Raw genomic sequence first — 18,205 nt, 5'->3', positions numbered from 1 at the left:
CGGTATCAGGGATGGAAGGAACTTCATGGTTGTGTATCTCCTTGAACAGTACGAGATGTCATCGCCCCAGGGCTTCTGTCGCGAAATGGCGCGTACGGATGCGGGTGGCGATCACCGACGTGCCCACGCAGCCCAGCCCGGTCAGGCCCATGATCCAGGCCATCGTCCAGGGGGTGCCGTCGGAGAACCAGCCCAGCATCGCCGCGGTCAGGATGCCGCTGCCGTAGTGCATCGCGCCGAGCAGCGAGGACGCCGCCCCGGCCTTGTCCGCGAACGAGGACAGGGCGCCAGCGACCGAATTGGCCACGATCAGCCCGTTCATCGACATGTACAGGAAGATCGGCACCACCAGACCGAGCAACCCGCCCCAGCCGAACCAGGCGTTGACGGCCAGCACGATGCCGGATCCCGCCAGGATCCAGGTGCCGATGCGGAACAACCGCTCGCTGCCGAAGCGCCGCAGCAAGCGGCCGTTGGCGAAGTTGGCGACCATCATGCCGAGGATGTTCAGGCCGAACAGCCAGCCATAGGCCTGCGGGGAGACGTGGTAGTACTCGATGTAGACGAAGGGGGTGCCGACGATGAAGGCGTAGGCTCCGGCGTAGAAGAAGCCCCCGGCCAGCGCATAGCCCATCAGCCGGACATCGCCCAGCAGTTCCAGGTAATCGGCGAAGGTATGCCGCAGCGGCGTGGTCGCGCGGCGCGACGGCGGCAGGCTCTCGGGCAGCAGCCGCAGCGAGGCCAGGGTCAACAGCCCAACACCGGCGAGGGTCCAGAAGATCCCCTGCCAGGACCAGAACGCCAGGATCTGCCCGCCGAGCAGCGGCCCCAGCAGCGGCGCGACGCCCATGATCAGGATCAGCGTCGACAGCATCCGCGCCGACTGTTCGCGGCCATAGAGATCGCGCACCATGGCGCGCGCGAGCACCGGTCCCACACAAGCGCCCAGCGCCTGCACGACGCGCCAGACCATCATCTGGGTCACGTTCGTCGACAGGGCGCAGCCCACGGAGCCGACGATGAAGAGCACCAGGCCAACCGCGATCGGCAGGCGGCGTCCGTAGCGGTCGCTGATCGGCCCCCAAAGCAGTTGTCCCAGGCTGAAGCCGACCAGGAAGGCAGAGAAGGTCAGTTCGATGCCGGCCGTGCTGGTGTGCAGGGCGCGGCCGATGGTCGGCAGCGCCGGCAGGTACATGTCCGTGGAGACGGATGCGAACGACATCAGCGCGCTGAGGATCAGCAGCACACGCAGTTCGCTGCCCCGCCCGGCCACGGCACCGCCCACCGCTACCGGATCGGTAGTGGATGCGTAGGCGGATGGCGGTTGCCGTGAAGCCATTGCGGTGGAGATCTCCAGAACAGGTTCTGCCCAGTACGATTCAGAAGGCGCCGTCGATGTCGGTCACGCCGATCAGCTTGTGGTTGACGAACTCCTTCAGGCCCAGGCCGATCAGCTCGCGACCGTAGCCGGAGCGGCGCACGCCACCGAACGGCAGGTCGGCCTTCACCGCAGTCGGATGGTTGATGTAGACCATGCCCGTAGAAATCTTCGCGGCCACGTCGAGGCCATGCTTGATGTCCTGGGTGAATACCGAACCGCCCAGGCCGAAGGGTGAGTCGTTGGCGATGGCGATCGCCTCGGCTTCGTCCGCGGCCTTGAAGACCAGCGATACCGGCCCGAAGAATTCCTGGTAGTAGGCCGGGTTGTCCGGCGTCAGGCCGGTGAGCATCACCGGGCGCACGAAGGCGCCTTGCGACGGCACCTCGGCACCGATCACGGCGGCTGTGGCGCCATGGGCGACCGCCTGCTCGACCTGCTTGCGCACGTCGTCGGCGGCGCCCTGCGAGGACAGCGGCGCCAGCGTGGTGGCAGGATCCAGCGGGTCGCCGGCCTTGAGCTCGGCCACGCCGGCGACGTAGCGCTCGACGAACGCGTCGTAGATGGATTCGACCACGATGATGCGCTTGGACGAGCAGCACACCTGGCCGGCGTTCCAGTGGCGGCCGAACACCGCCCACCTTGCGGTCTTGTCCAGGTCGGCATCGGCCAGCACCACGAAGGCATCGGCGCCGCCCAACTCCATCGTGGACTTCTTCAACGCCTTGCCGGCCTGCGCCGCGACCACCGCGCCGGCGCCTTCGGAGCCCGTCAGCGCCACGCCGTGCACGCGCGGATCGTTGATGATCGTCTCGAGCTGGCCGCGGGTGGCGTAGAGATTCTTGAAACCGCCTGTCGGCAGGCCGGCCTCCAGCATCAGCTTCTCGAAGGCATCGGCGCTCTGCGGCACGTTGGAGGCGTGCTTGAGCACGACCACGTTGCCGGCGGCGAGTTGCGGGGCGATGATCCGGGCGATCTGGTAGTAGGGGAAGTTCCACGGCTCGATCGCCAGGATGATGCCCAGCGGCTCGTGCACCAGCCACGCCTCGGTCACCGCCGGATCCTTGGACGGCAGCTTCTCCGGTGCCAGCAGCGCCTCGGCGTTCTCGACGTAGTACTCGAAGATCGCCGCGGACAGTTCGACCTCGGCCTCGGCCTCGACGAGCAGCTTCCCCATCTCCAGGGTCAGCAGCCTGGCGTACTCCGTGTGCTTGGCGCGCAGCAGCTCGGCCGCCTTCTGCAGTACCGCGACCCGCTCGGCAATGGATCTGGCCTTCCAGGCCTGGAACGCGGCATGGCCCTGGTCGAGGGCCTGCGACACCTCGGCATCGGAGGCATCGGGGAAGGTCTTCACCGTTTCGCCGGTGTAGGGATTGATCGTTGCGTAAGCCAAGGGGGAGGTTCCTGTAACGGGGGGATCAAGCCTGGGAGGCGTCCAGCGACGCCATGTCGATCACGAAGCGGTAGCGCACGTCGGCCTTCTCCATGCGCTCGAAGGCCTCGTTGATCTGGTCCATGCGGATCGTTTCGCAGTCCGGCAGGATGTTTTTCTTGGCACAGAAGTCGAGCAGCTCCTGGGTCTCGCGAATGCCGCCGATCGGCGAACCGGCGACGCGGCGGCGGCCCGACAGCAACGGGACGGTGCTGAGCCCGTCCATCGCGCCGAGCTGGCCGACGATGACCAGGGTGCCATCCACGTCCAGCAGCGGCAGATAGGGGTCCAGACCATGCTTGGCCGGCACGGTGTCGATGATCAGGTCGAAGCCGTTGGCGGCCTGAGCCATCGCCTCGGCGTCGGAGGACACCAGCAGGCGGTCGGCGCCCAGCGCCAATGCATCGGCTTCCTTGTTGGCGCTGCGGCTGAGCACGGTCACCTCGGCACCAAGGCCGACCGCCAGCTTGACCGCCATGTGGCCCAGGCCACCCAGGCCGATCACGCCGACCCGGCTACCGGGGCCGACGTTCCAGGTGCGCAGCGGCGAGTAGGTGGTGATGCCGGCGCACAGTAGCGGCGCGGCCTTGGCCAGGTCCAGCCCCTCAGGCATGCGCAGGCAGAACTCCTCGCGCACCACCAGGTGCTTGGAGTAGCCGCCCTGGGTCGGCTCGCCGCTGATGCGGTCATAGCCACTGTAGGTGTAGATGGGGCCCTGGCGGCACAGCTGCTCGTCGCCCTTGCGGCACTGGTCGCACTCGCGGCAACTGTCGACCATGCAGCCGACGGCGACGTGATCGCCCGCCTTGAAGCCGGTCACCTGCGCGCCGACCTCGATGACCCGGCCGATGATCTCGTGGCCCGGCACGATCGGGTAGTAGCTCATGCCCCAATCGTTGCGCGCGGTGTGCAGGTCGGAATGGCACACGCCGCAGTAGAGGATCTCCATGGCGACATCGTCGGGACGCAGCGCGCGGCGCTCGAACGCATAGGGGGCAAGCGGGGTGTCGTTGCTGTGGGCGGCGTAGCCGAAGGTCTGCATGGGCATGCTCCAAGGGGGGAAGAGTTCGGCCAGGGTGAGGTGAAGCCGGTCCGCACGCCGCAGACGGCGCAGCCGCCGGGCGAGTGCCGCAGCCTCGACCCTCCGGCGGGCGATCGAGCCATCGTACAGAGACCGGACATTCACATTAAGACCCATATTGCGCATGTACTGATGAACTCAACTCATGAACCCATCAAAGCCGCGCTGCGGCATGCGCGCTACCGGCATGGCAACGCAGGCAGGGGATCCGGAGCGCGTAGGTCGGGCACGCCCCGACACGCTGCGCATCCGAACATGGCACGCCGGGGCGCGGCCCTGACCTGCGCCCATCCGCGGGCCGGATCAACGCTCGTCGCGATGCCGCAGGGCTTCGACCACGACGGCCAGCGCGCGCGAGGATTCGCGGCGGCTGGGGTAGTAGAGGTGGTAGCCGGTGTAGGTGTCGCACCAGTCGTCCAGCACCCGGATCAGCCGCCCGGCGGCAACGTGCCTGAGCACCAGGTCCTCCGGAACGTAGGCCAGGCCCTGGTCGGCCAGCACGGCTCGCACGATGGACGAGCTGTTGTTGAACACCCATTGCCCCGCGACCCGAAGCTTGACCTCCTGCCCCTCCTTCTCGAAGTCCCAGGGCAGCAGCCCGCCGTGGGTGGGAAGCCGCAGGTTGATGCAGTTGTGCCGAAGCAGATCGTGCGGCGTGCGCGGAACGGGCCGATCGGCGAAGTACCTCGGCGTGCCGACGACGGCGATGCGCTGGTCGGGGCCGATGCGCACGGCGATCATGTCCTTGGCCACCTGGTCGCCCAGGCGGACGCCGGCGTCATAGCGCTGGGACACGATGTCGGCCATCGCGTAGTCGACGGTGATCTCGACGTTGATCTCGGGATAGTCGCGCAGGCCCCTGGACAGCTTCGGCCACAGCAGGCTGTTGGCCGCGTGCTCGGCCGTGGTGATGCGGATCGTCCCCATCGGCTTGTCGCGCAGTTCCCGCACGGCTCTCAGTTCCGCGTCGATGTCCTCGAATCGCGGCGCCACGCTGCAGAACAGGTGCTCCCCCGCTTCGGTCGTGGCGATGCTGCGCGTCGTGCGCGTGAGCAGCCGCACCCCGAGCCGGCCCTCGAGCCCGCGGATGGCGTGGCTGAGCGCGGACGGCGACACGCCCAGCAGCGCTGCCGCGCGGGTGAAGCTGCCTTCGCGCACCACGTGCACGAAGGCCAGCGCGTCGTTGAAGCTTTCAATGGGCATCGGTGTCCTCGTTCGATCGGCGGCCGGCGATCCCGGCCTTCGCGGCTCAGGGCCGGTAGCGCAGCGCTTCGATCAGCACCGACATCGCGCGCGAGGGCTGGCGGCTGCCGGGGTAGTAGAGGTGATAGCCCGGGTAGGCCGGCCACCAGTCCTCGAGCACCGGCACCAGCCGCCCGGCGTCCAGATGCGGCCCGGCCAGCGCGAACGGGACATAGCCGATTCCGCAGCCGGACAGCGCCGCGGCGAGGATCTGCCTGATCCCGTTGAAGACCAGCCGCCCCTCGACGCGCACGCTCACCTGTTGCCTGCCCTTCTCCAGGTCCCACGCATACAGGCCGCCCTGGCTCATCAGGCGCAGGTTGATGCAGTCGTGATCCACCAGGTCCTGCGGCCTCGCCGGCGCCCGGCGCCTGGAAAGATAGGCCGGCGCGCCCACCATCGCCATCTGGATGTCGGGGCCGATGCGCACCGCCGTCATGTCCTTGGCCACGCCGTCGCCCAGGCGCACGCCCATGTCGAAGCGCTCCGCGACGATGTCGACGAAGCGCGATTCGCAGTCGATCTCGACCTTGATGTCGGGATACGTTTCCAGCAGCGCCGGAAGCCTGGGCCAGATGATGCTGTCGACGGCGTCCTCGATGGCGGTGATGCGCACCGTGCCGGCGGGCTTGTCGCGCAGTTCCCCCACGGAGGCCAGCTCGCCGGCGATCTCCTGGAACAGCGGGGCGACGTTGCGCATCAGCCGGTCGCCGGCCTGCGTCGGCGAGACGCTGCGCGTGGTCCGCATCAGCAGGCGCACGCCCATCCGCGCCTCGAGCGCCCGGACCATGTGGCTCAGCGCGGATTGGGAGACGCCGAGCTGCGCCGCCGCGCGGGTGAAGCTGCGCTCTCGCGCCACGGCGATGAACGCCAGCAGGTCGTTGTAGCGCTCTCTCGGCATTTATGAGGCAGCTTCAAAAGTCTTTGCCGATTTTACCATCTAGTCGTCTCGGAAAGCGCCCGCTACATTGACCGCGATACACGGCAGACCGGATGCTGGGCGGGTCCGGACAGCCAAGGCAGCCAAGGTTGCCGGGGTGCGCCACCCCGCCTTGTCCGGCAGCCGGAACGGCAACCGCCACCCGGCTCCGCTCGTCATCGACGCGCTGCCCTGCATGCCGCAGGCAACGGCCTGATGCCGCTCCACAGGTACGGGAGAACCGACGATGCAAACACGCACACTGGGACAGAACGGGCTGGAAGTTTCCGCCCTCGGCCTGGGCTGCATGGGCCTGAGCCACGCCTACGGCCCGGCCACCGATACCGCGCAGGCCATCGCGCTGATCCGCGCCGCGGTCGATCGCGGCGTGACCTTCTTCGATACCGCCGAGGTCTACGGCCCCTTCCTCAACGAGGACGTGGTCGGCCAGGCGCTGGCGCCGGTGCGCGACCAGGTGGTCATCGCCACCAAGTTCGGTTTCACTGCTGGCGACAAGGACAAGCCATTCGGCCTGGACAGCCGCCCCGAGCACATCCGCCGGGCGGTCGAAGGCTCGCTCAGGCGCCTGCGCACCGAGACGATCGACCTGCTCTACCAGCACCGGGTCGACCCCGCGGTGCCGATCGAGGACGTCGCCGGCACCGTCAAGGCACTGATCGCCGAGGGCAAGGTCAGGCACTTCGGCCTGTCCGAGGCCGGCGTGCAGACCATCCGCCGCGCGCACGCGGTGCAGCCGGTCACCGCGCTGCAGAGCGAGTATTCGCTGTGGTGGCGCGAGCCCGAACAGGAGATCCTGCCGACGCTGGAGGAACTCGGGATCGGCTTCGTGCCGTTCAGCCCGCTCGGCAAGGGCTTCCTGACCGGCACCATCAAGGCCGGCACGACGTTCGGCAGCGACGACTTCCGCAGCAGCGTGCCGCGCTTCTCGCCGCAGGCGCTCGAGGCCAACCAGGCGCTGGTGGACCTGCTGGGACGCATCGCCGCCGACAAGGGCACCACGCCGGCACAGATCGCGCTGGCCTGGCTGCTGGCGCGCAAACCGTGGATCGTGCCGATCCCGGGCACCACCAAGCTGCACCGGCTGGAGGAGAACCTCGGCGCGGCCGCCATTGCGCTGTCCGGGGCCGACCTCGCCCGGATCGCCGACGCATTGCACCAGGTGCAGATACAGGGCGACCGCTACGCCCCGGCCATGCAGGCATTGGTCGGGCGCTGACCCGGGAGCGACCCATGACGACGCCTTCCCACGATCCGCTCCGCCGCGCGATGATGGCCGCCCTGGCCGCGGCCCCCCTGGGCTGCGCCGCGGCAGCGCCCGACGGTAGCGGCGACACGCGGCAGACAGGATCGTCGACGCTGGTCGCCTATTTCTCACGCTCCGGCAATACCCACGTCATCGCCGGATTGATCCACCGCGGGCTCGGCACCGACCTGTTCGAGATCCGCCCCGCCACGCCCTACCCCGAGGACTACCTGCAGACGGTCGAGCAGGCGCGCAAGGAACGCGACAGCGGCTACGAACCGGCGCTGGCGGCCCGCGTTTCCAACATGGCCGGCTACGACACCGTGTTCCTCGGCTTCCCCATCTGGGGCGAGACCGCGCCGCCGGTGATCCGCGCCTTCCTGTCCGCGCACGATCTCGCCGGCAAGACCCTGATCCCCTTCGTCACCCACGGCGGCTACGGCCTGGGCAGCAGCCAGTCCGTGCTCGCCCGGCATGCGCCCCAGGCGCGCCTGCGCCGGGGCTTCGTCATGGAGGCCGACCAGGAGCGGCGCACGATGGACCAGGTGAACGACTGGCTCGAGGGCGTCGAGGCCGCGCAGTAGCCGCCCGCCACACCCCACCGAACTCAAGAAAAGGACATCCCCATGGAAAACGTCGCAAACAAGATCGTCGTCATCACCGGCACCAGCTCGGGCCTGGGCGCCGAGACCGCCCGCCACCTGGTCGAGGCCGGTGCCAAGGTCGCGCTCGGCGCGCGCCGGCTGGACCGGCTCGAAGCGCTGGCCGAGGAACTGGGCAGCGACAAGGCCACCGTCTTCAAGGTGGACGTGAGCGAGCGCGAGCAGGTCCAGGCCTTCGTCGACCACGCGGTGGCGACCTTCGGCCGGATCGACGTGATGATCAACAATGCCGGGATCATGCCGCTGGCGCCGCTGGAACTGCTGGACTTCGATGACTGGAACCAGTGCATCGACGTGAACATCAAGGGCGTGCTCTGGGGCATCGCCGCGGCGCTGCCCCACTTCAAGGAACAGAAGAGCGGCCAGTTCATCAACGTCTCCTCGGTGGCGGGCCACACGATCAGCGCCGGTGGCGCCATCTACTCGGCCACCAAGTACGCCGTGCGCGTGATCTCCGAGGCGCTGCGCAAGGAGGTCAAGCCCTACAACATCCGCACCACCATTCTTTCGCCGGGCGCGGTCGATACCGAACTGCCCGGCTCGGTCAAGGCACAAGGGGTCGCCGAGGGCGTCGCGCAGTTCTACGCCGCCACCGCCATCCCCGCCTCGAGCTTCGCACGCTGCGCGCTGTTCGCCATCGCCCAGCCGGAAGACGTGGACATCAACGAAATCCTGTTCCGGCCCACGAGCCAGGAGCTTTGACTCTGGACATCGGCGTGCGGGCACCCTGATTCAGGAGGAAAGATCATGAAAACCTGGCTGATCACCGGCTGCTCCAGCGGATTGGGTCGCCATCTGGCGCAGGCCGTGCTCAAGGCGGGCTTCAACGCCGTGGTCACCGCGCGCAATCCCGCCACGGTGCAGGACATCGTCGCCGCTTACCCGCAGACCGCACTGGCGGCCGCGCTCGACGTGGCCGACCAGGATGCCGTGGAACGCACGGTCAAGCGGGCCGAGGAGCGCTTCGGCAGCATCGACGTGCTGGTCAACAATGCCGGCCACGGCTATCGCGCGGCGGTCGAGGAGGGTGAAGACGACCAGGTGGCCGGACTGTTCGCCAGCAACTTCTTCGGTGCCGTCTCGATGATCAAGGCAGTGCTTCCGGCGATGCGGACGCGGCGCAGCGGCACCATCGTCAACGTCACCTCGATCGCCGGGCGCCTCGCCGCGCCCGGCTCCGGCTACTACTCGGCGGCCAAGTTCGCGCTGGAAGGGGTGTCCGACGCGCTGCGCAAGGAAGTCGGCCCGCTCGGAATCGGCGTGCTGATCGTCGAGCCGGGCGCGTTCCGGACCGATTTCGCCGGGCGTTCGCTGCACGGCTCGGCGACGGAGATCGCCGACTACGCCGCAACGGCCGGCCTGCGCCGCAAGGAGAACGACAAGACCAGCGGCACCGAGCCCGGCGACCCGGCGCGGGCGGCACGCGTGCTCGTCGAGTTGATCGAGGGCGGGACACTGCCGGTGCGGCTGCTGCTCGGCAGCGATGCGGTCCGGATCGTCACCGCCGAGGTCAAGGCCCAACTCGAGGAAATCGGGGAATGGGCCGGCGTGAGCACGCGCACCGACTTCCCCGACGCAGGGCAAGGCTCGGTACCCGCCGGCTACACGTGAGCGGGCCGAACACCCGTCCGGCCTGTTCCAGGCGCTGCGGGAACACGATGCGGACCACGGCCACCGGAAATGCCGGCCGCAACGACAATCCACACTGACCCAAGGAATCGAAATGAAAACGCGCACACTCGGAAAGGACCTCGAAGTCTCCGCCCTCGGCCTGGGCTGCATGGGCATGACCGCCGTGTACGGCCCGACTTCCGACAAGCAGGAGATGATCAGGCTCATCCGCGCCGCACACGATCGCGGCATCACCCTGTTCGACACCGCCGAGGCCTACGGCCCCTTCGCCAACGAGGAACTGGTCGGCGAGGCCCTGCAGCCGATCCGCGACCAGGTGGTCATCGCCACCAAGTTCGGCTTCGACATCGATCCGGAGACCGGCGCGCGCGGCCCCGGCACCGACAGCCGTCCCGAGCACGTCAAGCGCGCGGTCGAGAAGATGCTGCAGCGCCTGCGCACCGACCATATCGACCTGCTGTACCAGCACCGCGTGGACCCGGCGGTGCCGATCGAGGACGTGGCCGGCGCGGTCAAGGAGCTGATCGCCGCGGGCAAGGTCAAGCACTTCGGCCTGTCCGAGGCCGGCGTGCAGACCATCCGCCGCGCCCACGCCGTGCAGCCGCTGACGGCGGTGCAGAGCGAGTACTCGCTGTTCTGGCGCGGGCCGGAGGCGGAACTGCTGCCGGCACTGGAAGAGCTGGGCATCGGCTTCGTGCCGTTCAGCCCGCTCGGCGCCGGCTTCCTGACCGGCAAGATCACCGACAAGACCACGTTCGACCCGAGCGATTTTCGCAACCACGTGCCGCGTTTCTCTGTGGAAGCACGCAAGGCCAACATGGCGCTGGTCAAGGTGGTCGAGTCCGTCGCCGACCGCAAGGGCGCCACGCCCGCCCAGGTGGCGCTGGCCTGGCTGCTGGGGCAGAAGCCCTGGATCGTACCGATTCCCGGCACCACCAAGCTCAGTCGCCTCGAAGAGAACATCGGCGCGGTCACGCTCGACCTGGAGCCGCAGGACATCGCCCAGCTCGATGCCGAGGTCGCCAGGATCAAGGTGGAAGGCGAGCGCCTGCCGGAAGCCGCGCTCAAGATGACCGGGCTCTGACCTGGAGGGCCGGCAACGGACAACCGGCGGTGGCAATGCCGGGACACCATCGCCGCGAAGAATCACTGGAAGGATTGGAGATGCAGGAAAGATGAAGCCGTGTTCCCCGTCATTCCAGGAGGTCGTGCGGTCGCGCCATTCCGTGCGCGGATTCCTGCCCACGCCGATTCCCCGCGACGTGCTGGAGGACATCCTCACGGACGCGCAGTACGCGCCGTCGAACTGCAACACGCAGCCCTGGCAGGTCCACATCGTCGGTGGAGACAGGCTGGTTGAACTGCGCGCGACCCTGGTCGAGGCGCTCGCCGCGGAGCACTACAGCTTCGACTTCAGCTTCGATACGGACGACTACCCGGGCGTCTACCGGACGCGCGCCAGGGAGCAGGGCGGACGGTACTACCGGGCGCTCGGCGTGGCCCGCAGCGATGCCCTGACCCGGGCCGACGTGGTCGAACGCAACGTCAGGTTCTTCGGCGCGCCGCATGCGGCCTTCCTGTTCATGCCCGCGGTCGGCGACAACGTCCGCGTGGCGTCCGATGTCGGCATGTACGCGCAGACCTTCCTGCTCGCCCTGGCCGCGCGCGGCTATGCGGGCGTGCCGCAGACCATCCTCGGCTTCTTCGCCGATACCGTACGCCAGGCGCTGGGGGTATCGGGCGATTTCAAGCTGCTGTTCGGTATCTCCTTCGGGATGCCGGACAGTTCCCATCCTTCCTCCGGCTATCGCGAGGGCCGCGTCCGGCTGGAGGAAAGCGTGGTGTGGCACGAATGAACCAGGCCACGGCCGTCGCCGTGGCCCCCTTCCCTCGAGAACCCAGGAGCCCAGCCTCATGCCCAAGAACGACAACAACGACATGCACGGCCATGCGCCAGTCAATCCGCAGCGCCGCCAGTTGCTGGCGACGGCCGCGGCCCTCGGCGTGGCCCCCTGGCTGCTCTCGGCCTGCAGCGCGCCGTCGTCGCCGGCCGGCGGCGACGCCGCCTCGCAACCGGCGCAACCAGCTGGAACCGGCAACGCCGCCACCGCCGGCATCCTGCCGGCCAGCCAACGCCGCAGGTTGGGCTCCCTCGAAGTCTCCAGCCTGGGCCTGGGCTGCCAGTGGGTGCCCGCGGCGGTCGAGGGATCGGTGTCCGACCGCTATGGCAGCACCATCGAGCGCAAGACCGCGATCGACCTGATCAGGACGGCCGTCGATTCCGGCGTCACCCTGTTCGATACCGCCGAAGCCTATGGCCCCTACCTGTCCGAGGAAGTCGTCGGCGAAGCCCTGCAGGGCATGCGCGACCAGGTCGTCATCGCGACCAAGTACGGCTTCAGTTTCGATCCACAGCAGACCCAGGCGCGCGGCGGCCGGGACAGCCGGCCCGAACACATCAAGCAGGTGGTCGAGGGCATGCTCAAGCGCCTGCGCACCGACCGCATCGACCTGCTGTACCAGCACCGCGTCGATCCGCAGGTGCCGATCGAGGACGTGGCCGGCACGATCAAGGACCTGGTCGCCGAAGGCAAGGTGCTGCACTACGGCCTCTCCGAGCCGGGCATCCAGACCATCCGACGCGCCCATGCCGAGCATCCGCTGGCGGCGATCCAGAACGAGTACTCCATGCTCTGGCGCGGGCCGGAGACGGACGTGCTGCCGGTGTGCGAGGAACTGGGCATCGGCTTCGTGCCGTGGAGTCCGATGGGCATGGGCTTCCTCGCCGGCACGATCACCGCCGACACCCGTTTCGTCGAGGACGGCCAGCGCGAGTTCCGCGCCGCGGTGCCGCGCTTCGCCCCCGACAACCTGCCCGCCAACATGGCGCTGGTGGAGGTGGTCAAGGACTGGGCGCAGCGCAAGAACGCCACCCCGGCCCAGCTGGCGCTGGCCTGGCTGCTGGCGCAGAAGCCGTGGATCGTGCCGATTCCCGGCACCACCAGGATCGCCCACCTGAAGGAGAACCTCGGCGCCGCCGCGATCACCTTCAGCGGCGAGGAACTGGCCGAACTCAATGCGGCCGTGACCGCGGTCCCGATCCAGGGCGAGCGGCTGCCCGCGGGCGTGCTGCAGATGTCGGGCGTCGAGGCACCGCCGAAGCGCTGAGCGCGACGGAGAGGCATCAGGCCCCCCATGCCGCCGGCAGCTTCGATCACGATGGACAACCGCTGCGCACGTGTCGCCGATGGCAGGATCGTATAGCCAAGCCGCCGATCAAGTCATGACAGAGCTACCCCCTTCCCCGGAAGGCTCCATGAAGGAAAACGCAATGAAGCCACTTGCTGCAATGACTCTCGCAATGACGATGCTGTCTTCAACGGCATCTGCCCAGGAGGCCCCCGCGATCAGCGTCACCCGCGTGGGCTCGCAGCCTTCCGCCGTTGGACCGGAGAGCAACTTCACCGGCTCGGTCCGCGTCGACGCGCTGTTCCGCGCCCCTGCGCCCGCCCGGGTCGGCGGCGGCACTGTCACCTTCGAGCCCGGCGCGCGCACCGCCTGGCACACGCACCCGCTGGGGCAGACGCTGATCGTCACCGCGGGCGTTGGTTTCGTCCAGTCGTGGGACGGCCCCCGCCAGGAAATCCGTCCAGGCGACAGGGTCTGGATCCCGCCGGGCGTCAAGCATTGGCATGGCGCCGCGCCCACCACCGGGATGAGCCACATCGCGATCGCCGAAGCGCTGGACGGCGAATCGGTGGAATGGATGGAGAAGGTCTCGGACGAGCAGTACACGCGCTGAACCCGCTCGCTGCGCCCTGCACTTTCGGCCCCCGGCAAAGGGGCCGAAGAAAACATGTTCTTCGCCCAATTCACGGGGCGAAAGGCGCACTCCAGGAGTGCCTGCAGACAGCCGTCCGTCGTCCCGAGCGCAGCGAGGGATCTGCTTCATCTGCCGAGACAAGCGCCAGGCAAGTCCACGCGATGGCGGGTCGAGACCCGACCTCCGCTGCCCGACCGGGGATCCCGGCGTCGGGCGCGTTACCCCGGAGGCTCGATATCAATCGGCGGCTCCGCTCCCGCCCCCGGCGTCGCGCCGGGCCAATGCGCCATCGATCTGCGCGACCAACTGCTCCAGAAGCGTTGCGGCGCCGGAGACCGGCGCAGGGTCGATCCCCGCCTCGGCGATCGTCCCCGCGATCAGTTCGCTCTGCGCGGCATGCACGCTCTCCAGCGCCGCCTGCCCCTGCGCGCTGATGCTGATCACCGACACCCGCGCATCGGCCGGCTCGGTGCCACGATCGATCAACGCCAGCTTCTCCAGCGACTTGATCCTCGGGGTGACCGAGGAGACGTCCACGCCATAGCACAGCGCCAGCTCCGAGACCCGCATGGCGCCCCGGGAATCCAGGTACTCGAGCAGCGCCCATGAGGCGGGAGGCAGGTTGTACCCGCAGCGCGCCGCGATGTCGCCCAGGATCAGGCGCTGCCCCAGCAGCCGGGTCAGGGCGGCCAGCGAACGCTCGAACCGCCGGATGTCACCCGCAATGGACTTGGCGTTGCGTGTCTGCCGCGCCCGAACGGTGTCACCTGTTGTCTCTGCCACCCTGCATCACCTTGTCGTTGATAGTTTGCTTGTCAAAACCAAGTGGATTGACAGTGCATCCGGCGCGCGTGTAGTCTCGCCGAAATAGTTTGTTTATTCAAACCAACCTTCATCGCGGCGGACATCCTGCCGGAACACGGCACCCGGGCGATTTCTACCGCCCACGCCCCCAGGCCGGCCCTGCGGCGCGGTGAATCTACAACATCACCAGAAAGGCGAGATCACCCCATGGCGGGCAACAGCAATATTCCGGCAGTCAGACTCTCGATCGTCGAGCAGGCCACCGTGCCGACCGGCACCACCGCCCACAACGCCATCAACGAGGCATTGACCACCGCCCGGCATGCCGAGGCCCACGGCTTCCATCGCTTCTGGCTGGCCGAGCATCACGCCATCGACGCGGTCGCCTCCATCGCACCGGAAGTGCTGATGGGCGTGGTGGCGCGCGAGACCCGGCGCCTGCGCATCGGGTCGGGCGCGATCCTGCTCAACCACTACAGCCCGCTCAAGGTCGCCGAGCTGTTCCTGCAGCTGGAAACGCTGGCGCCGGGCCGCTTCGACCTGGGGCTGGGACGCGCCACCGCGGGACAGCTGGTGGATACCGCGCTCCGGCGCAAACGCGATGCCGCGCCGCCAAACGATTTCGACCAGCAGGTCCAGGAGGTGCTGGCCTTCCTGCACCGCGACTTCCCCGCCGACCACCCGTTCAGCAAGGTCCGGCTGATGCCCACGGTCAATGCCCGTCCGGACCCGTGGGTGCTCGGCTCCTCGGGCAGCAGCGCCGGCCTGGCGGCGGCGCTGGGCGTGGGCTATTCGTTCGCCGGCTTCATCAATCCGGACATCGCCGCGCAGGCGCTGCAGGCCTATCGCAAGGCGTTCCGGCCGACCCAGTACGGCCTGCAGACCCCGCAGGCGATGCTGGGCATGAGCATTTTCGCCGCCGACACCGACGAGGAAGCGCATCGCATGACTTGGCCCACGCGCGCCGTCTACGCCAACCTGGCGCGTGCCGGCGGCACCGTGGAGGTGCCCACCATCGAGGAGGCCGCCAAGCAACTCACCCCGAGCCAGCGCGACGAGCCCTCGCGCATCGTCGACGGCCGCTGGCCCCGGCAACTGGCGGGCAGCCCCGCCACCCTGCGCGGCCAGCTGCTGCAGATGATCGAGCAGAGCGGCGCCACCGAGCTGATGCTGCAGAGCATCCTGCCCGACCAGGAGGCCCGGCGCCATTCCCACGCATTGATCGCCGAGGCCCTCGGCATCGGGCCGGTGCGCGACGCGCACGCCGCACATTGAATCCGGAGGGCGCAGTGGCGCTGGACGGGTCCGCGAGCGGCGGCCACGCAGTCCGTTCCCCGCCTGTCCCCGGCGGGCCGCGGACGCTGGTCCTTTCCGGATCCACGCGCCGTCCGTCGAAGTCGCGCGCGCTGGGCGAGGCCATCGCCGCGCGGCTCGTCGGGAAGGTCTTCACGGAAATCGAGGTGCTCGATCTGGTGGATGCCGGGAGCGGCCTCGGCGCTGCGTTCACCCGCGACGCACTGGACCGGCGGGCAGGCGCGGTCGTGGATGCCGTGGAGCGCGCCGATGCGCTCGTCGTGGTGACGCCCGTCCACAAGGCGGCCTATCCCGGCCTGTTCAAGCACTTGATGGATCTCGTGGACCCCGGCGCATTGATCGACAAGCCGGTCGTCATCGGTGCAACCGGAGGCGGCCACCGGCATGCGCTCGTTCCCGAGCATCAATTGCGCCCCCTGTTCGGCTTCTTTTCTGCCGCCACTGTCGCGACGTCGATCTATGCGGCAGAAGGCGAATTCGTCGATGGCCGGATCGCCGACCCTGCGGTGCTCGACCGCATCGAACGGGCCGCGTCCCAGCTTGCGGCCGCGCTCTGCGCGCGCGGCGCGCCCGCGCATGGAGGCGCGATGTCGCACGCCACAGCCGAGTGAATCGCGCACCCGGGCCGGGCATTGGCGTGACGGGACACGAGAGTCCGGGAGCGGTTCGCCCGCGGACTGAGACCGCCGGACCCCGCCGCCTCGGACGTTCCGGCGCCGGCACACGTCAGTACACGGCCAATTCCCGTCCAGGCCCGGAACCCGTTCGAACGCACACCGCCGTCAGTCGGCGTCGTCCAGGATGAAGCGGACCACCTGGCTGATCAGGCGGGCCATGCCTTCCTTGTCGGGCATGGGATCGACCACGCCCTGCAGCGTCACACCGTGGAAGAGCGCGTTGATCGCCGACATGCGCAGGCGCAGTTCCGCATCGTCGATTCCCTCCGGCACGCCCATCCGCCGCGCCTGCGGGAGGCACTGCTGGCGCACGCTTCCGTACGATCGCTGCAGGATGTCCCGCACTGCGGGATTGCGGGCGGCTTCCGCGGCCAGTTCCAGCGACAGGCCGACGCGCGACGGGTCGCCATTGCGGGCGATGGTATCCGGCACCTGCCGGATCAGCCGGTCGGCGAGATCGCCGCCATCGCGGTCCTGTTCCATCCTGCGCAGGATTTCCGACAGTTCGTGCTCTTCGCGCTCGGCGATCGCCTCGACGATCTCCTCCTTGCTTGCGAAGAAATGATAGATGTGGCCGGGGCTCATGCCGGCCATCTGCGAGATCCGCGCGATGCTGCTGCCGTGGAAGCCCTCCTTGCGGAAGCACTCGGCCGCGGCGTCGAGCAGGCGCTCGCGGCGCAGTTCGCCCTTGCCCGGCTCGGCACTGTCTTTCGCCATGATTCTCGTCCCTCCGTCGATGCCTTGCGCGATGCTTGCGACTCTACTGTAAACGCACTAGAGTGAACGTTCAGTCTATTCTGGACTGCCTTCTCTCCCACCCGTGCGTGCCCAATGAATCCAACTACCCAGTTCGTCGCCGCCGCCGCGGTGGCCCTCTCGCTCGCAGCCTGCTCCTCCAACAGTCAGGACGCCGCCCAGGCGCAGCCACCGCCGGAGGTCGGGGTCGTCACCCTGCAGCCCGAGGACGTGGCACTGACCACCTAACTGCCCGGGCGCACCAGCCCGTATCTGGTGGCCGAAGTCCGTCCGCAGGTCGGCGGCATCCTGCTCCGGCGCCAGTTCGAGGAAGGGAGCGAGGTCGGACAGGGAGCGGTGCTGTACCAGATCGATCCGGCCCCCTACCGCGCCACGCTGGCACAGGCCGAGGCGAGCCTGGCAGCGGCGCGCCTGCTCGACGAGCGCTACAGCCGGCTGATCGAAACCCGCGCCATCAGCCAGCAGGACCGCGACGACGCGCGCGCGCAGTACCTCCAAGCCCGGGCCGCCGCGGACGCGGCGCGGATCAATCTGGGATACACCCGCATCATCGCGCCGATCTCCGGGCGCATCGGCCGTTCGTCGGTCACCTAGGGGGCGCTGTTGACCGCCAACCAGGCCGCCCCCCTGGCAACCGTCCAGCAGCTCGATCCGATCTACGTCGACATCACCCAGCCCTCCACCGCGATCCTGGCCCTGAAGGAAGGGCTGGCCAGCGGCCGCATCCAGCGTGCCGGCGACGATGCCGCCGAGGTGGCGCTCACCCTGGAGGATGGCCGTCCCTATGCCCATGCCGGCGCATTGAAGTTCTCCGAGGTCAGCGTCGACCAGGGCACCGGCGCGGTGACGCTGCGTGCGGTGTTCCCCAATCCGGACGGGCTGCTGATGCCGGGCATGTTCGTGCGCGCGCAACTGCAGGAGGGCGTCCGCAACCAGGCCCTGCTGGTCCCCCAGCGCGGCATCACCCGCAACAACGTCGGCCAGGCCACCGCGCTGGTTGTCGGCAGCGACAACAAGGTCGAGCTGCGCCACGTGGAGACGGAACGGACGCTGGGCAATCGCTGGCTGATCGGTGCGGGCCTCGAACCGGGCGAGCGGATCGTCGTCGATGGCGTCCAGCTCGCCAGGCCCGGCGCCGAGGTGACGCCGGTGGCCGCAACCGCCGCCGCGACCGCCGCAGCCGAGGCGGCGCCCGCCGCTGCGGCCAACTGAGGAAACGCC

Annotated in this window: 17 protein-coding genes and 1 pseudogene; 11 read left to right on the top strand and 7 right to left on the bottom strand. The window is 68.7% G+C overall.

Features of this window, described 5'->3' with window-relative positions:
- Positions 1–58 precede the first annotated feature (58 nt).
- The 5 genes from FHT08_RS02935 to FHT08_RS02915 all read right to left on the bottom strand — a co-directional run bounded on the left by FHT08_RS02935 (position 59) and on the right by FHT08_RS02915 (position 6,034).
- Complete coding sequence (locus FHT08_RS02935; RefSeq protein WP_166774240.1) at positions 59–1,339, bottom strand: Bcr/CflA family multidrug efflux MFS transporter; 1,281 nt, start codon at positions 1,337–1,339, stop codon at positions 59–61.
- Between the two features lie 40 nt (positions 1,340–1,379).
- Positions 1,380–2,771, bottom strand: a complete 1,392-nt coding sequence (locus FHT08_RS02930) for an NAD-dependent succinate-semialdehyde dehydrogenase (protein WP_166774239.1) — start codon at positions 2,769–2,771, stop codon at positions 1,380–1,382.
- 25 nt (positions 2,772–2,796) lie between these two features.
- Positions 2,797–3,852 carry an NAD(P)-dependent alcohol dehydrogenase gene (locus FHT08_RS02925; protein WP_166774238.1) on the bottom strand — a complete coding sequence of 352 codons (1,056 nt, stop codon included), beginning with the start codon at positions 3,850–3,852 and terminating at the stop codon, positions 2,797–2,799.
- A gap of 342 nt (positions 3,853–4,194) precedes the next feature.
- A complete protein-coding gene (locus tag FHT08_RS02920) occupies positions 4,195–5,094 on the bottom strand; it encodes a LysR family transcriptional regulator (protein WP_166774237.1) in 900 nt (299 codons plus the stop codon).
- A 46-nt stretch (positions 5,095–5,140) separates the two neighbouring features.
- On the bottom strand, positions 5,141–6,034 hold the full coding sequence (locus FHT08_RS02915) for a LysR family transcriptional regulator (protein WP_166774236.1): 894 nt from the start codon (positions 6,032–6,034) through the stop codon (positions 5,141–5,143).
- A gap of 265 nt (positions 6,035–6,299) precedes the next feature.
- On the opposite strand from FHT08_RS02915, the gene FHT08_RS02910 reads away from it, so the two are divergent.
- From FHT08_RS02910 to FHT08_RS02875, 8 genes are all read left to right on the top strand, one after another.
- Positions 6,300–7,289: an aldo/keto reductase gene (locus FHT08_RS02910; RefSeq protein WP_166774235.1), complete on the top strand. Its 990-nt coding sequence runs from the start codon at positions 6,300–6,302 to the stop codon at positions 7,287–7,289.
- 14 nt (positions 7,290–7,303) lie between these two features.
- Entirely contained in the window at positions 7,304–7,900 is a 597-nt protein-coding gene (locus tag FHT08_RS02905; protein WP_166774234.1) for a flavodoxin, read from the top strand.
- 42 nt (positions 7,901–7,942) lie between these two features.
- On the top strand, positions 7,943–8,680 hold the full coding sequence (locus tag FHT08_RS02900; RefSeq protein WP_166774233.1) for an SDR family oxidoreductase: 738 nt from the start codon (positions 7,943–7,945) through the stop codon (positions 8,678–8,680).
- Positions 8,681–8,725: 45 nt separating this feature from the next.
- Positions 8,726–9,589, top strand: a complete 864-nt coding sequence (locus FHT08_RS02895; protein WP_166774232.1) for an oxidoreductase — start codon at positions 8,726–8,728, stop codon at positions 9,587–9,589.
- Positions 9,590–9,701: 112 nt separating this feature from the next.
- Positions 9,702–10,694 (top strand): aldo/keto reductase, encoded by a 993-nt coding sequence (locus FHT08_RS02890; RefSeq protein ID WP_166774231.1) that lies wholly within the window; start codon positions 9,702–9,704, stop codon positions 10,692–10,694.
- Between the two features lie 91 nt (positions 10,695–10,785).
- Entirely contained in the window at positions 10,786–11,466 is a 681-nt protein-coding gene (locus FHT08_RS02885) for a nitroreductase (protein ID WP_166774230.1), read from the top strand.
- An 82-nt stretch (positions 11,467–11,548) separates the two neighbouring features.
- A complete protein-coding gene (locus FHT08_RS02880) occupies positions 11,549–12,778 on the top strand; it encodes an aldo/keto reductase (protein WP_208408814.1) in 1,230 nt (409 codons plus the stop codon).
- A 163-nt stretch (positions 12,779–12,941) separates the two neighbouring features.
- Positions 12,942–13,412 (top strand): cupin domain-containing protein, encoded by a 471-nt coding sequence (locus FHT08_RS02875; RefSeq protein WP_166774760.1) that lies wholly within the window; start codon positions 12,942–12,944, stop codon positions 13,410–13,412.
- A gap of 258 nt (positions 13,413–13,670) precedes the next feature.
- Here FHT08_RS02875 and FHT08_RS19885 read toward each other — a convergent pair whose 3' ends face one another.
- Positions 13,671–14,216: a MarR family transcriptional regulator gene (locus FHT08_RS19885; protein ID WP_208408813.1), complete on the bottom strand. Its 546-nt coding sequence runs from the start codon at positions 14,214–14,216 to the stop codon at positions 13,671–13,673.
- A gap of 228 nt (positions 14,217–14,444) precedes the next feature.
- Here FHT08_RS19885 and FHT08_RS02865 point away from each other — a divergent pair, with 228 nt between their 5' ends.
- On the top strand, positions 14,445–15,512 hold the full coding sequence (locus FHT08_RS02865; RefSeq protein WP_166774228.1) for an LLM class flavin-dependent oxidoreductase: 1,068 nt from the start codon (positions 14,445–14,447) through the stop codon (positions 15,510–15,512).
- A 14-nt stretch (positions 15,513–15,526) separates the two neighbouring features.
- Positions 15,527–16,162 carry an NAD(P)H-dependent oxidoreductase gene (locus FHT08_RS02860; RefSeq protein ID WP_343204126.1) on the top strand — a complete coding sequence of 212 codons (636 nt, stop codon included), beginning with the start codon at positions 15,527–15,529 and terminating at the stop codon, positions 16,160–16,162.
- 171 nt (positions 16,163–16,333) lie between these two features.
- Here FHT08_RS02860 and FHT08_RS02855 read toward each other — a convergent pair whose 3' ends face one another.
- On the bottom strand, positions 16,334–16,945 hold the full coding sequence (locus FHT08_RS02855; RefSeq protein ID WP_166774227.1) for a TetR/AcrR family transcriptional regulator: 612 nt from the start codon (positions 16,943–16,945) through the stop codon (positions 16,334–16,336).
- Between the two features lie 114 nt (positions 16,946–17,059).
- On the opposite strand from FHT08_RS02855, the pseudogene FHT08_RS02850 reads away from it, so the two are divergent.
- Positions 17,060–18,196, top strand: a pseudogene (locus FHT08_RS02850) (efflux RND transporter periplasmic adaptor subunit).
- The last annotated feature ends 9 nt before the right edge of the window (positions 18,197–18,205 follow it).

This window comes from Xanthomonas sp. CFBP 8151 (genome assembly GCF_011761885.1).
Classification (GTDB): domain Bacteria; phylum Pseudomonadota; class Gammaproteobacteria; order Xanthomonadales; family Xanthomonadaceae; genus Xanthomonas; species Xanthomonas arboricola_B.
This window is presented reverse-complemented; position numbering and strand designations above follow the sequence as displayed.

Coding starts and splice junctions, on each gene's coding strand:
- FHT08_RS02935 (WP_166774240.1), bottom strand. CDS start 1,339: ATGGCTTCACGGCAACCGCCATCCGCCTACGCATCCACTACCGATCCG.
- FHT08_RS02925 (WP_166774238.1), bottom strand. CDS start 3,852: ATGCAGACCTTCGGCTACGCCGCCCACAGCAACGACACCCCGCTTGCC.
- FHT08_RS02920 (WP_166774237.1), bottom strand. CDS start 5,094: ATGCCCATTGAAAGCTTCAACGACGCGCTGGCCTTCGTGCACGTGGTG.
- FHT08_RS02915 (WP_166774236.1), bottom strand. CDS start 6,034: ATGCCGAGAGAGCGCTACAACGACCTGCTGGCGTTCATCGCCGTGGCG.
- FHT08_RS02910 (WP_166774235.1), top strand. CDS start 6,300: ATGCAAACACGCACACTGGGACAGAACGGGCTGGAAGTTTCCGCCCTC.
- FHT08_RS02905 (WP_166774234.1), top strand. CDS start 7,304: ATGACGACGCCTTCCCACGATCCGCTCCGCCGCGCGATGATGGCCGCC.
- FHT08_RS02900 (WP_166774233.1), top strand. CDS start 7,943: ATGGAAAACGTCGCAAACAAGATCGTCGTCATCACCGGCACCAGCTCG.
- FHT08_RS02895 (WP_166774232.1), top strand. CDS start 8,726: ATGAAAACCTGGCTGATCACCGGCTGCTCCAGCGGATTGGGTCGCCAT.
- FHT08_RS02890 (WP_166774231.1), top strand. CDS start 9,702: ATGAAAACGCGCACACTCGGAAAGGACCTCGAAGTCTCCGCCCTCGGC.
- FHT08_RS02885 (WP_166774230.1), top strand. CDS start 10,786: ATGAAGCCGTGTTCCCCGTCATTCCAGGAGGTCGTGCGGTCGCGCCAT.
- FHT08_RS02880 (WP_208408814.1), top strand. CDS start 11,549: ATGCACGGCCATGCGCCAGTCAATCCGCAGCGCCGCCAGTTGCTGGCG.
- FHT08_RS02875 (WP_166774760.1), top strand. CDS start 12,942: ATGAAGCCACTTGCTGCAATGACTCTCGCAATGACGATGCTGTCTTCA.
- FHT08_RS02865 (WP_166774228.1), top strand. CDS start 14,445: ATGGCGGGCAACAGCAATATTCCGGCAGTCAGACTCTCGATCGTCGAG.
- FHT08_RS02855 (WP_166774227.1), bottom strand. CDS start 16,945: ATGGCGAAAGACAGTGCCGAGCCGGGCAAGGGCGAACTGCGCCGCGAG.